This is a genomic window from Pedobacter agri, from assembly GCF_032678665.1.
Classification (GTDB): domain Bacteria; phylum Bacteroidota; class Bacteroidia; order Sphingobacteriales; family Sphingobacteriaceae; genus Pedobacter; species Pedobacter agri_A.
The window spans coordinates 157,053-179,283 of record NZ_JAVTSH010000007.1 but is presented as its reverse complement, the minus strand read 5'-3'; the positions used below and the strand labels follow the sequence as shown (position 1 = coordinate 179,283).

At 38.1% G+C, this 22,231-nt stretch carries 21 protein-coding genes; 7 read left to right on the top strand and 14 right to left on the bottom strand.

The window, feature by feature from the left end; translation table 11 throughout:
* Positions 1 to 86 precede the first annotated feature (86 nt).
* The 4 genes from lspA to rsmI all read right to left on the bottom strand — a co-directional run bounded on the left by lspA (position 87) and on the right by rsmI (position 3,869).
* The gene (lspA, locus tag R2Q70_RS15610) at positions 87 to 635 is read right to left on the bottom strand and encodes a signal peptidase II (RefSeq protein ID WP_316808488.1); all 549 of its coding nucleotides are present in this window, start codon (positions 633 to 635) and stop codon (positions 87 to 89) included.
* Complete coding sequence (gene lnt / locus R2Q70_RS15605; protein ID WP_316808487.1) at positions 620 to 2,236, bottom strand: apolipoprotein N-acyltransferase; 1,617 nt, start codon at positions 2,234 to 2,236, stop codon at positions 620 to 622. The genes lspA and lnt overlap by 16 nt, the downstream gene beginning before the upstream one ends.
* Positions 2,237 to 2,451: 215 nt before the next feature.
* Complete coding sequence (locus R2Q70_RS15600; RefSeq protein ID WP_316808486.1) at positions 2,452 to 3,105, bottom strand: PH domain-containing protein; 654 nt, start codon at positions 3,103 to 3,105, stop codon at positions 2,452 to 2,454.
* 38 nt (positions 3,106 to 3,143) lie between these two features.
* Positions 3,144 to 3,869 carry a 16S rRNA (cytidine(1402)-2'-O)-methyltransferase gene (gene rsmI, locus R2Q70_RS15595; protein ID WP_316808485.1) on the bottom strand — a complete coding sequence of 242 codons (726 nt, stop codon included), beginning with the start codon at positions 3,867 to 3,869 and terminating at the stop codon, positions 3,144 to 3,146.
* Positions 3,870 to 4,023: 154 nt separating this feature from the next.
* On the opposite strand from rsmI, the gene serS reads away from it, so the two are divergent.
* A complete protein-coding gene (gene serS / locus R2Q70_RS15590) occupies positions 4,024 to 5,295 on the top strand; it encodes a serine--tRNA ligase (RefSeq protein ID WP_316808484.1) in 1,272 nt (423 codons plus the stop codon).
* A gap of 182 nt (positions 5,296 to 5,477) precedes the next feature.
* On the opposite strand, the gene R2Q70_RS15585 is transcribed toward serS, so the two are convergent.
* From R2Q70_RS15585 to fabV, 5 genes are all read right to left on the bottom strand, one after another.
* Positions 5,478 to 5,792, bottom strand: coding sequence for a hypothetical protein (locus R2Q70_RS15585; protein WP_010601331.1), 315 nt, complete (start codon positions 5,790 to 5,792; stop codon positions 5,478 to 5,480).
* Positions 5,793 to 5,890: 98 nt separating this feature from the next.
* Positions 5,891 to 6,580 (bottom strand): SIMPL domain-containing protein, encoded by a 690-nt coding sequence (locus tag R2Q70_RS15580; protein ID WP_316808483.1) that lies wholly within the window; start codon positions 6,578 to 6,580, stop codon positions 5,891 to 5,893.
* A gap of 499 nt (positions 6,581 to 7,079) precedes the next feature.
* Entirely contained in the window at positions 7,080 to 7,532 is a 453-nt protein-coding gene (locus R2Q70_RS15575; RefSeq protein ID WP_010601333.1) for a cold-shock protein, read from the bottom strand.
* 157 nt (positions 7,533 to 7,689) lie between these two features.
* Entirely contained in the window at positions 7,690 to 8,223 is a 534-nt protein-coding gene (locus tag R2Q70_RS15570; protein ID WP_316808482.1) for a GNAT family N-acetyltransferase, read from the bottom strand.
* Positions 8,224 to 8,371: 148 nt separating this feature from the next.
* Positions 8,372 to 9,565 (bottom strand): enoyl-ACP reductase FabV, encoded by a 1,194-nt coding sequence (gene fabV / locus R2Q70_RS15565; RefSeq protein ID WP_316808481.1) that lies wholly within the window; start codon positions 9,563 to 9,565, stop codon positions 8,372 to 8,374.
* Between the two features lie 239 nt (positions 9,566 to 9,804).
* Between fabV and R2Q70_RS15560 the strand changes: the two genes are divergently transcribed.
* Both R2Q70_RS15560 and R2Q70_RS15555 read left to right on the top strand, forming a co-directional pair.
* Positions 9,805 to 10,509, top strand: coding sequence for a DUF2490 domain-containing protein (locus R2Q70_RS15560; protein WP_316808480.1), 705 nt, complete (start codon positions 9,805 to 9,807; stop codon positions 10,507 to 10,509).
* Positions 10,510 to 10,605: 96 nt separating this feature from the next.
* Positions 10,606 to 11,496, top strand: coding sequence for a hypothetical protein (locus R2Q70_RS15555; RefSeq protein ID WP_316808479.1), 891 nt, complete (start codon positions 10,606 to 10,608; stop codon positions 11,494 to 11,496).
* Positions 11,497 to 11,501: 5 nt separating this feature from the next.
* Here the strand turns inward: R2Q70_RS15555 and R2Q70_RS15550 are convergent, their stop codons facing one another.
* From R2Q70_RS15550 to R2Q70_RS15530, 5 genes are all read right to left on the bottom strand, one after another.
* Positions 11,502 to 12,086 carry a YdeI/OmpD-associated family protein gene (locus R2Q70_RS15550; protein ID WP_316808478.1) on the bottom strand — a complete coding sequence of 195 codons (585 nt, stop codon included), beginning with the start codon at positions 12,084 to 12,086 and terminating at the stop codon, positions 11,502 to 11,504.
* A gap of 89 nt (positions 12,087 to 12,175) precedes the next feature.
* Positions 12,176 to 12,646, bottom strand: coding sequence for a DUF1572 domain-containing protein (locus R2Q70_RS15545; protein ID WP_316808477.1), 471 nt, complete (start codon positions 12,644 to 12,646; stop codon positions 12,176 to 12,178).
* 241 nt (positions 12,647 to 12,887) lie between these two features.
* Positions 12,888 to 13,619 (bottom strand): head GIN domain-containing protein, encoded by a 732-nt coding sequence (locus tag R2Q70_RS15540; RefSeq protein WP_316808476.1) that lies wholly within the window; start codon positions 13,617 to 13,619, stop codon positions 12,888 to 12,890.
* 160 nt (positions 13,620 to 13,779) lie between these two features.
* Positions 13,780 to 15,432 (bottom strand): M1 family metallopeptidase, encoded by a 1,653-nt coding sequence (locus R2Q70_RS15535; RefSeq protein WP_316808475.1) that lies wholly within the window; start codon positions 15,430 to 15,432, stop codon positions 13,780 to 13,782.
* A gap of 112 nt (positions 15,433 to 15,544) precedes the next feature.
* Positions 15,545 to 17,413, bottom strand: coding sequence for a CocE/NonD family hydrolase (locus tag R2Q70_RS15530; RefSeq protein ID WP_316808474.1), 1,869 nt, complete (start codon positions 17,411 to 17,413; stop codon positions 15,545 to 15,547).
* Positions 17,414 to 17,604: 191 nt separating this feature from the next.
* Between R2Q70_RS15530 and R2Q70_RS15525 the strand changes: the two genes are divergently transcribed.
* The 4 genes from R2Q70_RS15525 (at position 17,605) to lpdA (ending at position 22,117) form a co-directional block, all read left to right on the top strand.
* Positions 17,605 to 18,447 (top strand): DUF6515 family protein, encoded by an 843-nt coding sequence (locus R2Q70_RS15525; RefSeq protein ID WP_316808473.1) that lies wholly within the window; start codon positions 17,605 to 17,607, stop codon positions 18,445 to 18,447.
* Positions 18,448 to 18,539: 92 nt separating this feature from the next.
* Positions 18,540 to 19,700 carry an esterase-like activity of phytase family protein gene (locus R2Q70_RS15520; RefSeq protein WP_316808472.1) on the top strand — a complete coding sequence of 387 codons (1,161 nt, stop codon included), beginning with the start codon at positions 18,540 to 18,542 and terminating at the stop codon, positions 19,698 to 19,700.
* A 139-nt stretch (positions 19,701 to 19,839) separates the two neighbouring features.
* Entirely contained in the window at positions 19,840 to 20,508 is a 669-nt protein-coding gene (locus R2Q70_RS15515; RefSeq protein ID WP_316808471.1) for an HAD family phosphatase, read from the top strand.
* A 202-nt stretch (positions 20,509 to 20,710) separates the two neighbouring features.
* The gene (lpdA, locus tag R2Q70_RS15510; protein WP_316808470.1) at positions 20,711 to 22,117 is read left to right on the top strand and encodes a dihydrolipoyl dehydrogenase; all 1,407 of its coding nucleotides are present in this window, start codon (positions 20,711 to 20,713) and stop codon (positions 22,115 to 22,117) included.
* Positions 22,118 to 22,231 lie beyond the last annotated feature (114 nt).

The window sequence follows — 22,231 nt, the reverse complement described above, 5'->3', positions numbered from 1 at the left end:
TTAAATTTATTTTTTGTTGAGATTAGATTTCTAACAATAAATATAATCTAATGTTTGTATACAAAATGCAATTATTTCGTTAACATTTAATGAACTTTTTCTGATTCATTTTCTTCCTGCGCCGATTCAGGCGTGGTTATTTTACTTCGCAAAGATTGAATTAGTAGAATTCCCACACCAATCATAATCGAAATATCAGCAATGTTAAAAACACCGGTTTGAAAAATTTGAAAATCCATGTGCATGAAATCGGTTACAGAGCCATGAACAATGCGGTCGTATAAATTTCCGATGCCGCCACCAATTAAGAAACATAATGCAATTTGCATGCTGCCTGGCAAGTTCGGTTTCGAAAAGAGGTAATAAACACCGTAGGCTAAAAATAACAAGGGTAAACCTGTTAAAATAATTAAGCGGAAAATGTACGGCATGTTATCGCCCAAACTTAAAAAAGCGCCACTATTTTCTACTTTGGTAAGCGTAAAGAAATTTTTAATTAATGTAATGTGTTCATAATCGGAAATCTCTATCCGTACAATATATTTCGAAATTTGATCAATTGCGATGTTTAATATTAAAATAATGAGGAGGAAAAACCAGGTGTAGTTTTTATGGTAGGTTATTTTTTGATCCATTTTTTATAAGGGATAATTAAAGCTAAAATAACGGCCAAAAAGCAAAGAATTTTTGCAATGATATCGCCATTTTTAACATAAAAAGTTATTTCGTCGTTTAGATTGATGTCGCTTTTTAACGCCGTTCTGGTCCACCATTTTGTACTTTGTGTTATATCGCCGCGTTGGTTGATGAAACACGAAATGCCAGTATTTGCCGAACGGGCAACATCGCGGTGAGTTTCAATGGCCCTGAGTTTTGCATACATTTCGTGCTGGTCTTTTCCTGATGTATTACCCCACCAGCCATCGTTGGTAATAATGGCGATAAACTGTGCGCCATCCTTAACTTGCTGGCCAATCCAATCGCCCCACAAACTTTCATAACAAACCACCGGGGCGGCCCCAATTCCACTCTGGGCATAAAGCACACTTGGTTTCTCTTGCCAACCCCAACCGCTCACGCTACCACCAAGTTCAGAAAATACACCATCCATAAAAGAAAACACTTTAGGGAAAGGCATTTTTTCGGCGCCCGGAACCAATTTTGACTTATGATAAAACTGAATGTTTGCTGAGTTTTCCAATTGCATGGCGGAATTAAAATTATCCCAATACTGCCCGCTTCGTTCATCGTATTTTGCAGAAACTGTTCTTTTATCAGCGTAGATTTTTATGGTTTCAATTCCTGTAATCAGGGTGCCATTGCTGTATTTGCTCAGAAAACTTTGCAAATCTGTTATTTCAGGATAGGTTCTTACTTTATCTTCGTCAGCATAAATGGGCAAAGCGGTTTCCGGCCAGATGATGTATTCGGTGTTTGGCTGAGCCAATGAATCAGACAGATGCGTTAAGATCTTAATTTGCTCCGAAGGCGGGATGTCAGCAAGTTTTTTATAAGGATCGATATTGGGCTGCACCACTACCACATTGCTTGGAGTACCTTTTTGCTCGGCGCTGAAATATTTTGCTAACGATATTCCGATTGGGATAAGTACAACCGCGACCCAAGTTCCTAGTGCTCTAAATTTAAGATAACCGGTTTGAGATTTAAACTTTTTATAAGCCTCGAATGCCAGGATATTGCTTACTAAAATCCAAAGGGAACCGCCGTAAATTCCGGTGTAATCATACCACTGTGCCAGTTGATGCATTCCTGCTAAACCGTTGCCTAAAGTCATCCAGGGGAAAGCCAAATCCCAGGTTTGCTGTAAATATTCAAGTGAAATGTAAAAAGCGATTAGTCCGATGTAGGCGATGTTTTTGCTGGTGTATCGGCTTAACCTATAATATAACCAAAATGCTGAGGTCATTAAAAAAGCACCCAATCCATAAGGAATTAAGGAAACAGGAATGGCTACAAAGGTGCCGTTGTAGGCCTTTATCGCATTGTAAACCCAATAAGTTGATGCCGTATTCCAGATAAGAAAGGTTAACCCTGCAGTTAGGAATACGCCTTTTCCTTTTTTTGAAGCATCGCTGTTAAAAATTGAATCGAGGGCAATAAATAAGGGCACTAATGCAATTAATAACAAAGGCGTTGTAAACGGCATAGGTGGCCAGGCTAACCAAAGAAGAAATGCGCTTAAAAGGGCAAGCAGGTAAGATTGTTTTTTGTTCATTGTATGTTAATGAAAGCAAGAAATAAGGGCGATTGAAAGTGGAAATAAGAAATTGAGAATTGGAAATAGAAATAGTAAAATGAGACTTGTTCTAAAGCTGTTTACTATTTCTGCTCTTTAAAAAGGTAAAGTTTTTTGACACCTTCAAATGTCAATTCCTTAGGCGGTATAAAAATATAGCCTATTAACTACTTTCCATTCACTATTCCGTAATCTTACAAGCTATCTAAAATAGCACCTTTTTTCGCTTCGTATTCTTCCTGTGTAATCAGGTGTTTATCGTACAAGGTTTTTAATTTGCGAAGCTTCAAAGTGGTTTCATCTTCTGGTTCTTCAACTACCTCAGCAATTTGAATCGGCTCCGGTTCAGCCACAGGAGCAGGGGCTTCAATGGAAGTGAAATCTGCAAAGGATTGTGGCGCAGGTTGAGCCGGTGCATTGGCTTTATCTTCCTCCAGTTTTTGCTGGCGTAACGTTTCTTTGTATACTTCTAATTGCTCATTCGCTGCCTGATATAATTTTCTTGCCTGAGTTTTAGGAATAAATTCGGTAACAATATTTTCACCCGTTTGTGGTACGCAAATAAATTTCGACCCAAATAGTTCTTCCTTGAAAGAAACCTCCTTAATGTTTTTTAGGGAAATATCTTTAAAATTCATCGTTAAGCCGAGGTTGCCAGGTTCGCAATAAAAAATGCGTTTATTGGTAACGGCAATACTATCTGGTAACAAGTTTACAGCAGGTTTTTTCTGAACAGCGAGGTATAAAATTTCCTCATTTGTAGTTAAAAGGTCGTTTAATTTTCCAATAACTTTTTCAACCGCTTTAGGGTCTTGTTCGTCACTTAAAAATCTATCTATGCTAATCATAATGTTTTTTGAAATTGATTGATGTTAATTTATAGAGGCTATTCTTCCTCAGCACTGTATTTATCTTTGTTCTTTGCTCTTTTATCCTTGCTCATATCCCTTCCTGCAATGCAAATTACAAATTCTCCTTTTAAAGTATTGTTTTCAAAATGTGTTTTTATTTCGAGCAAAGTACCCCGAACGGTTTCCTCGAACATTTTAGTTAATTCTCTGCTTACTGAAGCTTGTCGGTCAGCGCCTAAATATTGTGCAAACTCTTCCAGGGTTTTTAGTAAACGGTGCGGACTTTCATAAAGTATAATGGTACGTTCTTCGTCGGCTAATTTTTTAAATTTTGTTTGCCTGCCTTTTTTTACCGGAAGAAAACCCTCGAAACAAAAGGCATCGGCAGGTAAACCCGAATTAACCAAAGCAGGTACGAAAGCTGTAGCACCAGGTAAACACTCCACAGCAATATCATTTTTTATCGCTTCGCGAACGAGGAAAAACCCAGGATCGGAGATAGCAGGCGTTCCGGCATCTGAAATCAACGCTATTTTCTGTCCTTCCTGTAAAAACTTGATAATTTCAGCAGTTGCTTTATGTTCATTGTGCTGATGATGAGCAAACACACGTTTATCGATACCAAAATGTTTCAGCATGGGCGCACTTGTTCGGGTATCTTCTGCCAAAATTAAGTCGCATTCTTTTAAAATCCGGATTGCCCTAAAAGTCATGTCTTCCAAATTGCCTATAGGCGTAGGTACGAGAAATAGTTTGCCCATTTGTTTTTAGATTTTAGATTTACGAATTACGATTGCCATATCCCAAATTAAATAGAATTTTGATTTGCGAAGAGGATTGTACATGCGACATAAAAATCTAAAATCGTAATTCGTAATTCGTAATTCAATCTTATCTTTGTAAAAAAATTAAATAATGCTGCAAGTTAATTATATCCGTGAAAATAGAGAGAAAGTTTTAGAACGTTTAAGTGTACGTAACTTTAAACAACCAGAGTTGGTAGATGAGGTCATTAAAATTGATGAAGACCGCCGTTCCACTCAAACCACTCTTGATCGTATCTCCGCAGAAGCAAATGCAGCTGCCAAACAAATTGGCGATTTAATGCGTGCCGGGAAAAAGGATGAGGCTGAAGCCATTAAAGCACAAACAGGTTCTCATAAAGAGAATATTAAAAACCTTACTGAAAAGTTAAATGAGTTGGAAACTGCTCAGTTTAATGCCATCGTTCAGTTGCCAAACTTACCTTATGATTTGGTTCCAAAAGGTTCAACTGCAGAAGAAAATGAAGTTGTTTATTTACACGGTGCACCTGCAGCATTACCAACCAAAGCATTGCCGCATTGGGAACTGGCTGCAAAATACGATATCATTGATTTCGAATTAGGCGTAAAAATTACGGGTGCAGGTTTTCCGGTATATAAAGGAAAGGGAGCCAGGTTGCAGCGTGCACTAATTAATTTCTTTTTAGATCATGCCATTGAAGCTGGTTACAAAGAAATGCAGGTACCTCATTTGGTAAATGCAGCATCAGGTTTTGGAACCGGTCAGCTGCCAGATAAAGAAGGGCAGATGTACCATTCAACTATTGATGATTTATACTTAATTCCAACGGCTGAAGTTCCGGTGACAAATTTGTACCGCGATGTTATTGTTAAAGAAGAAGATTTGCCGATTAAAAATACAGCTTATACACCATGTTTCCGCAGAGAAGCAGGTTCTTATGGCGCTCATGTTCGTGGCTTAAATCGCTTACACCAGTTTGATAAAGTTGAGGTTGTCCAAATTACGCACCCTGAAAAATCTTACGAGACATTGGAAGAAATGAGCCAATACGTTCAGTCGTTATTAAAGGAGCTTGGTTTGCACTATCGTGTTTTACGTTTGTGTGGTGGCGATATGGGCTTTACTTCTGCCATGACCTACGACATGGAAGTTTGGAGCGCCGCACAAGAACGCTGGTTAGAAGTATCATCTGTTTCTAACTTTGAAACTTACCAGGCCAACCGCTTAAAGCTTCGTTTCAAAGGTAAAGAAGGTAAGGCACAGTTGGCGCATTCATTAAATGGAAGTGCTTTAGCTTTACCACGTATTGTGGCTTCTATTCTGGAAAACTATCAAACTGAAAATGGAATCAAAATTCCTGAAGCTTTAGTGAAATATACAGGTTTTGATCTGATTGATTAAAAAACCTTTCCCTGCGAGCGGTAGGAGTAGGGCTTCAGACTTCCAATCCCTCTCCTCGGAGGAAACACAGACAATATAAAACCCGCTTCGTTAATAGGGAGTGGTAATTTCTTAACCCATAAAAAAAGCTTTGCATTGCTGCAAAGCTTTTTTGTTTTTATAGATAGATGTATGTTTTTTGATTATAAGATCAAAATCAATAATAAAATGATGATGATAATGGCACCTACAGAAAGATAAACACCGCCAGAAACAGCACGTGCCTGACCTTTTAATTCTCTTAATTCGCTACGTAATGCCTTACGTTCTGCTTTTGTAAGGTTTGATTTGTCCATGTCTCTGATTTCTTCCACACGGGTTTTAATTCTTTCTAATTGTGCAGATTGCTCAGCTGTTAGTTCGGTTGGGTTTTTAGCCGGCTTGTTAGCTGCCTGTACCGAATTGAAACTAATGCCTAAAGTGAAAATCAATGCTAAAGTGTAAACGAATTTTTTCATAATATTTAAATTTTTAGTGTTACGATGTCTACGTAACAAAAAACCTACCAAAATGTTCTGGTAGGTTTTAATATCGACTATTTTAAAGGTTAAAACTATTATCTGATTTCGAAAACAACATTTACGGTGAAATTCAGCTTAATCTTTTTAAAATCAATCTCAGGTGCTGCATCTGCAGATTCAGCCATTGCTGATTTCATCATGTAGTTTCTGTAAACTGGCTGTATAATATTGTCGCCACCATCTTGTATTTCAATTACGCCGTTCAATTTGTTTCCCAGGGCCTCAGCCATGTAAGTTGCTTTTTCTTTCGCAGCCAATAATGCCTTAATTTTTAAATCTTTTTTCAGGCTTTCAATTTTCGAGTAATCGTAGCTTTCGATGTTGGTGTTGGCAATGCCTTTTGGATCGATTGATTCTAAAATTGCATCGAATTTATTAAGGTCGCTAACTTTTAAGCGGTATTGTTTGCTGGCTAAAAAATCTGGGTTTTTCTTTTTCTCTGTAGCATAGTTCCAGCTGCTTAAATTGCTGATGGTTAAATTTTCTTTCGCAATACCTGCTTTTTGAACAGCAGCATACAGTTGCTTCTCTAACTCCGTGATCTCTACTTTTTTCTTTCCGTTTAAATATTCTTTTAAGGAAATGCCAATGTAAATAATATCTGGTGTAACCTCTGTTTCAGCAGATCCGCTTACGCTTATTTTTCTGCGTAAATCTACTTGTTGAGCCATTGCCGATGAAAGACCAAAAAATGCAACGAGTGCAATTGCTATTAACTTTTTCATAATGTTTTTTCTTTGTGTGTGCTGTTATGATGTGCGTGAAGCACAAATTCCACACCGAAAATTTAAAATTTTTTATTTTTTGATAAATTAATGTTGTCGATTCATCATCTTTCTACCAGCCATCTAACATTCCGAGGGGGCTGAAGACAAGCGTAAATGTGCTCTTTTTCGGCGAAAATTCAATGATCAGGACGTTCCCTAGGAATGTTTGGTGAATGAACGCTTGTTTTAAAACTTTAATAAAAGCATGTTATTTGCCATTTAAACCCGACAGAGCGGTTAGCCCGGAATGGAGCATAGCGAAATGAGGACTAGTAGCGATGGCGGGGCAAGGTTACCCCAACGAACCGAAACTTGATTTTCTAAAAATATGGTGTAAGAAAAGGAAAAATTTGCGCTAGGTTTTATCTTTAATAGCCGGAATTTTATTGTTATAAAACCTTGCGCAGCAGAAATTTCTGCAGAATTTTTACGGTGCCCGTTTAGGGATTGTGGAGGACTAAACTTTTGAAACTTTAACGGCAGTTGGTCCTTTTTGGCCCATTTCTACTTCGAAAGTCACTTTATCGCCTTCTTTAATTTGAGTTACGCAACCATTAGCGTGAACGAAAATACTATCTTGAGTTTCAGTGTTTTTAATGAAACCATAACCTTTACTGTCGTTGAAAAAAGTTACTGTACCTTTTTTAACAGGGTTCTCATCAATGATATCTTCTTGTCTGGAAATACCAATCTGAATGTCTTCAGTATTGATCACTTTCTTCTTTTTCGGATCTGGTGGAGTAGAGGAGATGTTTCCGTTTTCGTCAACGTAGGCCATCATATCTTCTAACGCTAAACCTTTTTTTGCATTAGCCTGACGCTCTTCCTTTTTCTCTTGTTTGTCTTTCTGTTTTTTTAATCGTTTTTTTTCGTTCTCTTTTTTACTGTATGTTGCCTGAGATTTAGCCATATATATTTAATTGTTTTGTTTTTTAAAAAGGTGAGTGGAAATGGAGATTAATGCAAATATAACAATACTAAAACTAAAACACGACTTTATTCTATTGAGCGCCGTTGATAATTCGTGAAATGTTAGTTGCTTTCTGCTAAGTGTTTAACAATAGCTATTACCTGTTTTCCCATTTAGCTTTATCAATCTGATATTCAAAATTCCATTTCAGGGGTTCGCCATAATAGGCTACCTCAATTTCATTTACTTTTACCGCACCTAGTTTTTCTGTTGCCTTTTGCGATCGATAGTTGGTGGCGCCAATGTGCAAAATCACTTTATCAACAAACTGAAAGGCATAATCTAACATTAGTTTTTTTAAAGCAGTGTTATGTCCCTTGCCCCAAAAATTGCGGCCAATGAAGGTATAGCCCACCGCGACAGAATGATTCTCTTCATTGGGCTCGTAATATCTCGAACTGCCAACAACATTGCCGCTGGCCTGATCGTAGATGATAAAAGCGCCTTTAGATTCCATAGCGCCTTTGAAAAAGTTTTCGAAAACTTCACGTTTATACCGATCTTTGTTTGGGTGTTGTTCCCAGATCAGTGGGTCGGAGGCAACTTCGTATAATTTCTCAAAATCATCGGCTTTTAGGGGAACAGCCTTAATCAGCTCATTTTCCAAGGTAGGTTGTAAATCGAAAATCATTTTCTTTTGATATAAAAAAGGCTGGCTAATTAGCCAGCCTTATAAACTATTTAACGATACAAATTTTTAGCTATTGATGCGCTCATTAACAAGGAGCGTAAGTCATCCTAAAATGATCGAAAGTATTTCTACAGGATCATGAAGATGACTAATCTACTAATCCTTCAATCTCTACCACCTCATTCGCTTCTTTTTGGTAATCCACCTTGTCAATTTCGAAACCAAAAAGACTCAAAAAATCTGAGCGATAACCAGGTAAATCGCCGATTGCGGGTAACGTTTCGGTTGTAGCTTCTTCCCAAAGTTGAGCAACTTTAGTTTGTACATCGTCACGCATTTCCCAATCGTCGATTCTTATTCTTCCTTTTTCGTCAACCGGAACTTCGCCGCCGGTATATAATCGCTCAGCATATAAACGCTGAATCTGTTCGATTGTACCTTCGTGAATACCTTCTTCTTTCATTATTTTGTATAACAACGAAATGTATAAAGGAATTACCGGAATGGCAGAACTTGCCTGTGTAACCAAAGCTTTGTTTACCGAAACATAAGCCTTACCGTTAATATCTTTCAACTGATCAGCAATGGTAAATGCTGTAGCTTCCAAATCATCTTTAGCACGGCCAATGGTTCCTTTACGGTAAACCGGTTCGGTTAATTTAGGACCGATGTATGAATAAGCAACAGTTGTAGCACCTTCAGCCAACAAATTTTCTGCTTTCAAAGCGTCAATCCACATGGCCCAATCTTCGCCACCCATTACGGCTACTGTATTTGCAATATCTTCTTCGGTAGCAGGCTCGATAGAAATTTCACTAACGTTGCCTGTATGAAAATCTACCGTTTTATTGGTGTATGTGCCACCGATTGGTTTTAGTGTAGAACGGTGTAAAACTTCGGTATCAGGGTGTTTTCTTACTGGAGAAGCTAAACTATAAATTACTAAATCAACCTGGCCTAAGTCGGCCTTAATTAATTCAATGGTTTTTGCCTTTATTTCTTTTGAAAAGGCGTCTCCATTAATGCTTTTCGCATATAAACCAGCTGCATGTGCTTCCTTTTCAAAAGCTGCACTATTGTACCAACCTGGTGAAGCTGTTTTGCCCGCCGAAGGTGCCTTTTCGAAAAATACACCAATGGTAGCAGCATCCGAACCGAAAGCTGCAGTAATTCTGGATGCTAAACCAAAGCCTGTTGAAGCACCAATTACCAATACTTTTTTAGGTCCGCTAATCGCACCCTTTGATTTAACATATTCAATTTGGTTCTTAACGTTTTGAGCGCAACCATCAGGGTGTGCAGTCAAACAAATAAAGCCCCTCATTCTCGGTTCAATAATCATTTTGTTCTTATTTTACGTTTTGTGATGTCGAAATTGGCTCTTCACAGTGTGATGTAAAAGCCAAATCTTTAACGAAGATAAATTTTTAATTCCTTACGGCTAAATGAAATTTAAATAATGCTTGCTATAGCACAACATTAAAGTAAAGATATTGTTAAGGTAATATTAATTTAATGTTATTAGAAGTCTTTCTTAGAATTCTATTATTTTAGCGGCACACAGATAAACCGAATATATTTATGAGAAAATTAATACTTTCCACAGTCTTTTTACTGGGGATAATTGGAAAGCTTTTTGCGCAAACACAATACCAGAACTCTGGATGGTTCATGTTTGTTAACAACACCAAATTTAACGAGAAATGGGGTTTGCAATTTGATGCCCAAGTTCGCTCTGCTGATGATTGGGACCATGTTCGAAACACTTTGATCAGACCAGCTTTACAATATTTTATCAATAAAGATCATAACGTGGCTTTAGGGTATTTATGGCAAACTACCCAAAACCAGGTTGAAGGCACTTCAAATACTTTCCTGCATGAACATCGAATTTTTGAGCAGTATATTTTTAATCATAAACTCAGCTCTATTTATGCCAGCCATAGGGTAAGGGTAGAACAACGTTTTATAGAGCGTACCAATGATGATGTTTTTGCGCAACGCTTTCGTTATTTCTTCCGATTAATTCAGCCTTTACAAAAAACAGCGGCAACATTTGATCGGGGTGCATTTGTAGCCTTGCAGAATGAGGTTTTTTTGAATATCCAGAATAAAGATCGAATTAATAAAAGTGTTTTTGATCAAAACAGGCTTTATCTGGCCGGCGGATATCGGTTTTCGAAAAAGGTAGATTTGGAAATTGGCTACATGAATCAGGCTGTGAAAAACACGACAAACTACACCAATAATAGTATAGTACAATTTGCTGTTTATACCAGGTTCTAATATGTTATTAATGTTTTAAAGTCATTTTTTGTAAATCGGCAACTACAAAATGTTAAAGATGTTGTAATTGATTGCGGTTTTTGCTCAATTTGCCGCGTGAAAAAATTCTCGATCCTATTTTTAGCACTCTTGTTTGGCAAGCGGATGCAAGCACAAGAGGTGAAAACTTCGTCTATTAATAATACACCTAGTTCAAAAAGTTTATTCAACCCAGAAAACAAAAGAAACTTTTCCCGGAAAGGAGATTTTTATTTCCATTGGGGTTATAACAGTTCATGGTATGGCAAAAGTGATATCAGATTTCAGGGGCCAAATTACGATTTTACGCTGCATGATGTTGCTGCACACGACAGGCAATCGAAACTCAATTGGTCATATTTGAACCCGAGTTTAATTACCGTTCCACAATATAATATTCGCGTAGGTTATTTTATTAAAGATAACTACAGTATCTCAATCGGCTGGGATCATATGAAATATGTAATGGATATTCCTCAGGCGGTTGCCATTACGGGAACTATTGGGGCAAATATTACACCCGAAAATGTATCGACAGGAGCCATGGCCGGAACCTATAATGGTCAAACCATTAATGTTAAAGAAAGCATGCTAACTTATGAGCATACCGACGGTTTTAATTATGCCAATGTGGAATTGGAGCGTTACGACGACATTTGGGTTGCACCGGGTGGAAATACATCTTTAACATTAGAAACGGGAATAGGCGGCGGCTTAATGGTACCGCGGACAGAAGCCCACCTTTTTGGTTTAGGTAGAAATAACCATTTCAGTATTTCGGGTTATGGTGTATCTGCTAAAATCGGATTGAAATTTTACGTTTGGAAACATGTATACCTGCAAAATTCTACCAAATTCGGGGCAACTAATTTAACCCGGGTACATACCACAGGTTACGATGAGTTTGATAAAGCAAGCCAGAAAATAAACTACATTGAAAATTTAACCGTTATTGGCGTACAGTTTTAAGTTTACTAATCATTTAAACCTTTACCACTGAGTATTTGCTGTATATATTTTTCAACTCTTGCTGTTCTGGTTTTTGATTGTTTAGGCGCTGAAAAGTAAATGTTATAAGCCCGCTGTCGGCCAGGCGTTAATGCGTTAAACGCAGCTTTCAGGTTAGGGATATCAGTTAGTTTACGTTCAAATTCTTCCGGAAGCCTCATCTCTTCAGGCTGAGCAGCTTCCACCTTTAATCCTGTTTTTTCAATTTCAATGGCTTCGAAAATATTGGCCTTAATAACGGCCTCCATTTCAATGATATCTTCCGTATTGGTAAACCGGATCTGCCGGCCTACACGTGTGTTCTCGCCGGTTTTAACTAAAATGCCATTTGCATTGCTCATTAACATCCCTTTAAAAAACAAAAGGGCACAATAGTCTTTAAAACCCTGGATGACAATAATGTTAGTTCCCTGGAAAATATAGCAGGGTTTACTCCATTTTAATTCTTCAGTTAAACCGCAGTCGAGGAGTATTTTTCGCAGTTGCAGCATCTCTTCCTGCCATTTTTTCGCTGAGGTAAAGAAGAGGTCAACCTGGGGATTAGTATTCATTGTATTCTTGTTGTTTTTCTTTGATGGTCGGCTAATTTTGTACAGAGTAAAGTTATCATTTATCCTCTCGGATGAATTTCAATCATGTTTTACTGCAGATCAAGCATTTTTTTAATGAGCACAACCTGCCCAAGGTGATAATAACTGTGTTCAATTACACCTTCAATATTTCGTAAATAGGTATCGTATTTTTTATCGATGAATATTTCATCTAAACGACTGTTGTCGAGCGCTAAAACTGCGTTTGCAAATTTTTCCGCATTGCTGATGAAATCCTTTACGAGATTATTCCAATCTTCCGCTGATGCGATCGGCTGAAGGTCAAAACTAAACCGATCATTAATTTCGAGTTTACCGTTTGCCAAAGCTTTTAACAATCCATCTAAATAATAATTAATATGAAAGGTAAGCATTGCAATTGAGTTTATGTTGCCTATTTTTTGAACGGCTTTTTCCCAGTTTACATTAATTATCTGTTCTTTAAAGTTTGTATTGGCAATCCACTTTCCATTTAAAAGAACCTCTCTTATTCTATTCGCAAGGAATAATTTTCTTGTCATTAACGATTTACTTTTGAATGTTTTAACTCAGATAATTTAATAAATAAAAATTGAATCGCCAGAAAATTCAGATTTATCATCAGGCTGTGCCGTATAAACCCGATAAAGTGGAAAGCCCACAGCGAGGAACGAGCGAGGACTTGAAACGATAGCGGGACTAACGATAAATTAAATACGGTAATTGCTTTTCAAAAAAAAACGCCCCAAATTTCTCCGAGGCGTGAAAATAAATGTTTAATCCTTAAATTTTTCTAACTCTTCCAGAACCGATAATGGTTTTATCTACAGTTGCATTTCCAGAATAATTTACGCTTCCCGAACCGCTGATGACTGCTCTGATGGATTGATCTGCCTTGATATTAACTGTTCCTGAGCCACTAATGGTGGTGGTTAAATCATTTACTGAAAGTCCTTTCCCTTCGAAAGCCCCCGAACTGCTGATCACTACTTTTGCACGATCTGCACTTCCCGTAATGTTTAGGGAGCCCGAACCACTGATTACGCCGTTGTAGTGATCGACATCGGCAGCTGCCTTGATGCTTCCAGAACCACTCACGGTAGTTGTTAAATCTGTCATGCTGATTTTTCCGTTAACCACCATGTTTCCTGAACCACTCATGGTTAAACTTGCCAATTCTCTTGCCGATACGTAAGCCGTTATTTTTTTTCCTTCGTATTTTCTAGACCAACTGGTTACACTATTTTGAGGACGGATAATCAACACGTTTCCTTTTACTTCTGTGATGATGCTTGCAATGGCTTCAGCATCTCCTTCCAATCGGCAACTCTCTTTGCTGCCCAGTGTAACTACAACATTTATCGGCCCTGCCGAGGCAATGCCGTTAAAATTTCTAACATCCCGGTCATCATCGCTATGTTTTGATGAGCTGATGTTAATTTGATCATTCGCTATTGCATTAACACTTGTTAATAATGTTGATGCGGTAAATAAGAGTGTGAATAGTTTTTTCATAGGTATAATTTTTCTGCCATTTAAGGATCGACTTAAACAGTTAATGACTTAATTTTTGTTTATAAGACGATCATTTTTATAAAAAGTTGCATGGCCGATGAAATTTCTTGATTTTAAATCGCTCCTCCCGACGCTCATGTGCACTTCGTTTCTGGTCAGCTTAACCCTTTTTTATATCGATGTAAAAGGCAGGATCATTTTTAAAGTTCTCTGCATTTACACTGGCATCAACTTTTATTGTTTTCCAATCGTTTGTAGGTTTAATTAAAGAAAAGGTGCCGCTTTTTAAGGTTACCCTCACAGGCATATCAAAGCCTTTCACATCTGTTAGCCAGCGGTAAGAAAGTATTCCCTTATCAATTTTATATTCCAATACCGGTATTTTAGTGTATCTCAGGTATTGGTCGAAAACTTTATCGAGCTTTAATCCACTTTGTTTCGCGATGTAATTTTCGATTTCAGCTGTAGTTACGGTTTTATGATAGAAAGTTTTGTTTAACCCACGCAGAATCTGTCTGAATTTTTCGTCGTTATTGATCAGTTGGCGGATGTTGTGAATCAAATTGGCACCTTTTGGGTACATATCGCCAGAGCCTTCTTTGTTTACGCCATAAGGCCCAATGATTGGAATATCATTACTAATGCCTCTTCTGATGCCAATCACATATTCATCTGCTGAAGCTTTGCTGTCAGTACATTCGGTAAACAGCGTTTCAGAATAATTGGTGAAGCCTTCGTGCACCCACATATCGGCAATATCTTTTGTGGTGATGTTGTTGCCAAACCATTCGTGGCCGCTCTCGTGAACGGTTATAAAATCCCACTTCAAGCCATGACCAGTTCCGCTCAAATCTCTTCCCAAATAGCCTTTTTTGAATTGATTGCCATAAGCCACTGCACTTTGATGTTCCATGCCTAAATGTGGCGCTTGTACCAATTTGTAGCCGTCTTTATACCAGGGATAAGGACCAAACCAATATTCGAAGCACTTCAACATGGGTTTCACATCTGCATCCCAATGAGGACGAGCTTTTGCACTATCTACCTGCAAAGCCCAGTAATCAATGCTCAGTTTTCCGTTTTCACCGTCATAGCTATCCGTCCAGTGTGCATATTTTCCAATATAAAAAGATACATCGTAATTGTTAATCGGGTTGCTTACAAACCAATTGTATTGTCTGTAACCATCAGGCTTTTCTACGGTGCTTCTTAATCTGCCATTTGAAACTTCCTGCAAGGTATTTGGTACGCTAATGCTGATCAGCATACTGTCTACCTCATCGCTTTGATGATCTTTATTAGGCCACCAAACACTGGCTCCAAGACCCTGGCAGGCCACAGAAACAAATGGGTTACCCGCTGAGTCTTTCTTGAAAATGAAACCACCGTCCCAGGGTGCGTTTTTAGCCACACGTGGATTTCCAGCGTAAAAAACAGTGAATTTATCTTTACTTCCTTTTTTGATGGTTTTAGGAAAGCTAACAAAAACAGCATTGTATTCTCGTGAAAACTTCAAATCACTGCCCTGGTAAACTACTTTTTCTACTTTTAAATTGTCAAAAAGGTCAAATTGTAATTTGTTGAAATCCTGAGTGGCGGTAAATGCAAACTCGTTACTTCCCGCAACTGATTTTTGATCGATGTCGATTTTAACATCTAAATGGTAATAGTTGATGTCATAACAAGTACGAAGTGGCGTGAGCGTTCCACGCAGACTATCTGCTCTTGAGTTTACCTGGTTTTTGCCAAGCATTTGTGCCTGTGCATTTGCCACGCATAGCGTAATAGCTAAAACTGCGAGTATTTTTTTCATTTAATGTTTATTTACGTCATTGCGAGGCACGAAGCAATCTCACAAAACAAATTAAGTGCGATCGAAATGGAGATTGCTTCGTACCTCGCAATGACGATCGCGTTTATCAATTTTACTTCAAAACCGAAACCGTAACAAAAGAACTGTTATTCACGTCATGATAAATTCTGTGTGTTGCTTTTTGAAAATCACCTGGTTCTGCCTGATAAATATCCATAAATTTTTGTGGATTTCGATCAGCTAAAGGGAACCAAGAATTTTGAATCTGAATCATAATTTTGTGTCCTTTTTTAAAGGTGTGTGCTACATCTGGCAGCGGATAATTTACTTTAGTGATAATGCCAGGCGTAAACGCTTCAGGTTTTTCGAAGCTGTTGCGGTATTTTCCACGCATAATTTCTCCGCGTACCAACATCTCATAACCACCCATTACCAAATTTTTAGGGTTAGGATTTGGGTTTGGTGCATCCTCAGGATACACGTCAATCAATTTCACCACATAATCAGCGTCAGTGCCAGTGGTAGAAACCACCAGATTGGCCAATACAGGACCAGTTAAAGTAATATCTTCTGTTAGTGCGTCTGTTTGGTAAGTTTTTACATCCGGTCTGCGGGCCGCAAAACGCTGGTCGTCGATCATATATTCCCGGGTTCTTCTGGCCTGAATGCCATCCTGATAAGGAACAGGGTTATTCGGGTCACTCACGTATTCGTCCCAACTATCCGTTCTTTTCACCTTTTCAAAACTTAGCTTTCCGTTAGGCTGTAAATAGAGGTTTTTGCTTTCCACATCTTGTGGTGGCCAGCTGGCGAATTTTTTCCACTCGTTGCTTCCCGTTACAAAAATATTAGCCTCAGCAGCGTTGAATTCGCCTTCTCCTTTTAAGTGGTGTTTGAAAAAAGGCAATTCGTATTGCGTTTGATAATCTATACTCGTTGTTCTTCCAAATGGGATATCTCCAAAATATGAACCATCACCGCGAACCCAGCCACCATGAAACCAAGGGCCGGCAACTAAAATATTATTCGCTCCCGGATTTTGTTTTTCAATGGCCTTGTAAGTATCAAAAGTGCCATAAGCATCTTCCGCATCAAAGAAACCACCAACCACCATAACCGCTGGTTTAACATTTTTTAAGTGTGGGGTAATTAATCTTGCTTTCCAAAAGGTATCTAAGTTTGGATGTTTAAACAAGTCGTTCCAAAATTTGATGCTATCGGCAAAGTACTTATCCTTTAGGTTTTTTAATGAGCCTGCTTCTAAATAAAATCTGTAATTATCTTGGATAGGAAACTGAAAACCTTTGGGTCCTTTATCTGGTGTGATGGGTTTTGGGCGGGGAACGCCAAAGCTACTCATAAAACTGAATGCATCCATCACAAATAAAGTTCCGCGATGGTGGAAATCGTCGCCTAAAAACCAATCGGTAACCGGCGCCTGTGGAGAGACAGCTTTTAAAGCCGGATGTGCATTGGGTAATGAAGTAGTGGAGTAAAATCCCGGGTAAGAAATTCCATAAATTCCTGCCTTGCCATTATTGTTTTTGATGTTTTTAACCAACCAATCTATGGTATCGTAAGTATCTGTACTTTCATCGATAGCTGTCTTGCCTTTTTTTGTTGTTTGCGGACGAATATCCTCAAAAGTACCTTCACTCATCCATCTTCCCCTTACATCCTGGTAAACAAAAATAAAGCCTTCACGCATCATGGCAGGGAAATTTCCTAAACTCAGCTTATACTTATCCGCTCCATAAGGCGCTACAGTATAAGGTGTTCTGTTAATTAGAAAAGGAAATTTTTTGGTTTGATTTTTGGGTAGGTATATCGACGTGAAAAGTTTAACCCCATCTCGCATGGGGATTTGGCGCTCTATTTTGGTGTAGTTTTCTCTAACAAAAGCCGAATCAGTTTGCTGAGCCAACAATTCATGAGAAACAAACAGACAAAATATAAGACAAAAAAATCTTGAAAGGTTCATTTGGGATTAGTTTTAGGTAATAAAATTTAAATATAGGCGATTAAGAATTGATTAGAAAAAACATCCCGTAAAAGGTTTGTTAGTTGTAGAATTGGCCTGGTCATTATTTTATCAAAATTTAGTTAAATAATGTTAAGGCGTAATCTTTTAGCATTTTTTATCGTCATACCAATATTAATTAAACACATACAATGAAAAGGTTATTAAGTAAAGGATTGTTAGTTTTCGCTGCAGCAGCGATGATTACAACTTTAAATTCGGAAGATGTTCTTGCTCAACGGCCAAGTAGAGCTGGTGGGGGCGGAGGTTCAGTTGGTGGTGGTCGCTCAGGTTCGGTTTCACCATCCAGAGGTGGATCTATATCCAGAGGTCCATCTGTCCAAACGCCCAACAGAAACGGATATGTGCCACGGGCGAATGGAGGAAGTATCAGATCAGGCCGCTCAGATTATGGCTATAACAGGCCGGGTTATCGCCCGGGCATAGGTTACAGATATGGCTATCGTCCGGGCTATGGAAGAGGTTATTATCGGCCATATTATAGCTATTATAATTTCTACAGACCGTTTTTAGGTTTCAGAATTGGTGTGTTGCCGTATGGCTATTATCCCTTTAGTTTTGGTCCTAATCAGTTTTATTATTCCGGAGGATTATTTTACCAGCAAAATAACAATCAATACGAAGTTGTGGTGCCACCGGTAGGAGCAGAAGTACCAAACCTGCCACAAGAAGCAAATTTGGTTACCATTGATGGCGTAGACTATTACGAATACAAAGGTGTTTATTATACTGAAGGGCAAAATGCTGATGGCGCAAGGGTTTATATTGTAGCCGGGAAAGATGGTATTTTGAATACCACCGATGGGCCGGTTGATACACATCAAATTGGTGAAATTATTGCTCAATTGCCAGAAGGCTGTAGGGAAGTGACGATCAAAAACGAGAAATATTTTGTTTCTCCAAACGATGTTTATTACGAAGAAGTAGTAGATGGAAAAAATATTTCTTATCGTGTGATCGGAAAATTATTCTAATTACTCAAAGTGAATAAATTTAAGCCGTTTCATCATTTTGGAACGGCTTATTTATTTCATCAATTTCGATACTTTTGCAATAAAAAAGCAATTTGAAAAAAATACCTTCTAAAATCTCCCTTCTCCTGTTTACTGTTGCAGTTATGCTAAGCGCTTGTTCCACAACAAAAAATGTGGCGAAGCAAAAGGAACGCAATATATCATCAATCAAATTTTTGAGTGAGTACATTATGCCACTTAATGGTACTTTTCAAAATACGCTGGTTGGCGGTTTATCAGGTATTGATTACGATGAACAGAATGATCAATATTATATGATCAGTGATGATCCGTCACAATTTAGTCCGGCAAGGATTTACACGGCAAAAATTCCCATCAAAGAAAATAAAATAGATACTGTTCAGCTTACCGGCGTAACATTCATATTGCAGGAAGATGGAACCCAATATCCTAAATACCAATTCGGTAAAAACTCAAAAGCCGATGGAGAATCCGTTCGTTACAATCCAACAAAAAAAACTTTTGTTTGGAGCAATGAGGGTGAAAGACTGTTTCGCAAAACGGATACGACCATTGTTCAGCCTGCATTAACTTTCATTTCTACCACAGGAAAATACCTGGATACCGTTCCATTGCCTGCCGGTTTTCATATCACCAAGCAAAATTATGGGGTACGTAAAAATGCATTTTTTGAGGGATTAAGTTTTGCTGATCAATATAAAACCTTATACGCCAGTTTGGAAGAGCCACTTTATCAGGATGGTGAACAATCTCACTTTGAGTTTGATGGGGCATTAACCAGAATTTTAAAATTTGATGTAGCGAAGAGAAAAAATGTAGCTCAATATGCTTACAATTTGGATGCTTTACCTATTAAACCCACTGTTGAAAGCGACTGGAATTTAAATGGTATTTCTGAAATACTGGCGATTAATAACCACACATTATTGGTAATGGAGCGTGCCTGGGCAAAAGGCCGGGATGATCATTCATTCGTGAAACTCTATTTGGTTGATTTAAACGGAGCGGAAAACGTCATAAACAATTCTTCCTTCATCAAAAATCCACCTAAACCATTAACCAAAAAATTACTTTTTGATTTTGACACCTTAAATACACATATTGACAATATTGAAGGGATTACTTTTGGTCCAAGATTAGCTAACGGAAACGAATCGTTGGTGTTTTGTGTAGATAATAATTTTGGTAAAACGCAAATTCAGCAGTTTTTTCTGTTTGAAGTAATACCTTAATTGCCGGAGGTCCGAAGTCGCGAGTCCGAAGTCGTGAGTGCGAAGTTGTGAGTCCAAAGTCGTGAGTCCGAAGTTAAGGAGTCGAAGAAAAAAATAATCAGTGTAATCCAATAATCTGTGTAATCAACCCAACGAAGAAATGAGTAAAATAAAAGCATTATTATTTGATTTAGATGGAACACTAATAGATTCAGAGAAATTTCATTTTAATTGTTGGAATGAGTTTTTGGAACAATATGGGGTAACACTCGATTTCAAAGATTGGTTAAGCAATTATGCAGGAATTCCTTTACCTCAAAATGCCAATACCATTATCAAAAAGTATAAAATAACGGAAGATCTGGAGGGTTTTATTGAGCGGCGTGAACAATTAACTTTTGAAGGATTCAGGACAAAAGATATTGAGCTAATGCCCCATGCCTTAGATTTTGTGAAGTATTTTTATGAAAGAGGTCTTACCCTGGCTGTTGTTACAGCAAGCCCCCGCATGGATGTAGAAGCGGTTTTTGAACGGAATGGCCTAGCTAGATATTTCGAACTTTTTATTACCCGAACTGATGTTTCGAAAAGTAAACCTGACCCGGAAAGTTATAATACCTGCGTTGAAAAACTGGGTTTTGCAAAAGAAGAGTGTATTGTTTTTGAAGATACACTGAATGGCGTAAAATCTGCAGTTGCTGCGGGCATTACAACTTATGCCGTTCAAAACAATATCAGGGCACACCAAAAATTAAAAATTGCTGATCAATTATTCTTAAATTTCTCCCACGTAAAAAATTACATTTTGGAGCAGCGGTTGCTATCCTGATCAGTTAAACTAGGGTCTTTTAATTTAAGACACGATAGAACCGCTATCTTCTGATAGCGGAAATTAGAATGGTATTAAAGATTTTTTGTGCAATCCATTTTCATTGTAAAATTGTGCTTTTTGTGCTTAGTGTTTAAGCTTTTGACTTTCAGCTTTCCGCCTTTTTTCCCTACATTTGGGCAATCAAAATTCTAAAGAAATTATGCAATACGATGTCGTTGTTATCGGTTCAGGGCCGGGCGGTTATGTTGGCGCAATCCGTTGTGCTCAGTTAGGTTTAAAAACTGCAGTTATAGAAAAATATAAAACTTTTGGAGGTACTTGCTTAAACGTAGGTTGTATTCCATCAAAAGCTTTGTTAGATTCTTCTGAGCATTTCCATAACGCTGCTCATACTTTTACAACTCACGGTATCAACTTAAAAGATTTAAAAGTTGATATGAAACAGATGATCGCCCGTAAAGATGATGTTGTTGCTCAAAATACGGCCGGTATTACTTATTTATTCAAAAAAAATAAAATCGATTCTTACGTAGGCCTTGGCTCTTTTGTAGATAAAAACACCGTTCTGATTACTAAAGAAGATGGTTCTACCGAAACGTTAACCGCCAAAAACGTAATTATTGCTACAGGTTCTAAACCAACGGCTTTGCCATTTTTACCAATTGATAAAAAACGCATCATTACTTCAACCGAAGCTTTAAATATTAAAGAAGTTCCAAAATCGATGGTTGTAATTGGTGGTGGTGTTATTGGTTTAGAGTTGGGTTCTGTTTATGCCCGTTTAGGTACTAAAGTTTCTGTAGTTGAGTTTTTACCATCGATCATCGCTACCATGGATGCTGGTTTAGGTAAAGAGCTTCAGCGTGTGTTGAAGAAAAACTTAGGCATGGAGTTTTACATGGGGCATAAAGTTACCGGCGCAACTACAAAAGGCAAAACCGTTACCGTTACTGCTGAAACGCCAAAAGGTGAAACCATTTCATTAGATGCTGATTACTGCATTGTGGCGGTTGGTCGTACGGCTTACACTGAAGGTTTAGGTTTAGATAAAATCGGAATTACCATAGAAGAACGTGGTAAAAAAATCCCGGTAAATGAGCATTTAGAAACTTCGGTTAAAGGCGTATATGCTATTGGCGATGTGATTACAGGTGCGATGTTGGCACACAAGGCAGAAGACGAAGGAACTTACGTTGCTGAAACTATTGCCGGGCAAAAACCGCACATCAACTATAATTTAATTCCGGGTGTAGTTTATACCTGGCCAGAAGTTGCATCTGTTGGTTTAACCGAAGAGCAATTGAAAGAAAAAGGAACAAAATACAAAGCAGGTTCGTTCCCATTTAAGGCAAGTGGTCGTGCGAAAGCAAGTATGGATACCGATGGTTTCATCAAAGTTTTAGCTGATGCTTCAACGGATGAAGTTTTAGGCGTACACATGATTGGTCCACGTGCTGCGGATATGATTGCCGAGGCGGTGATAGCAATGGAATTCCGTGCTTCAGCAGAAGATATTGCCCGCACCTGCCATGCTCACCCAACTTATACAGAGGCGTTAAAAGAAGCTGCATTAGCGGCTACGGATAACAGAGCAATACATATTTAATACAAACCCGTCATGCTGAACTTGTTTCAGTGTTACTTTTTAAATAATAGAGCCGATAAGAAATTGTCGGCTTTTTTTGTGGCAGAGGTTTGAAATCAAAAATTACTTATTGCC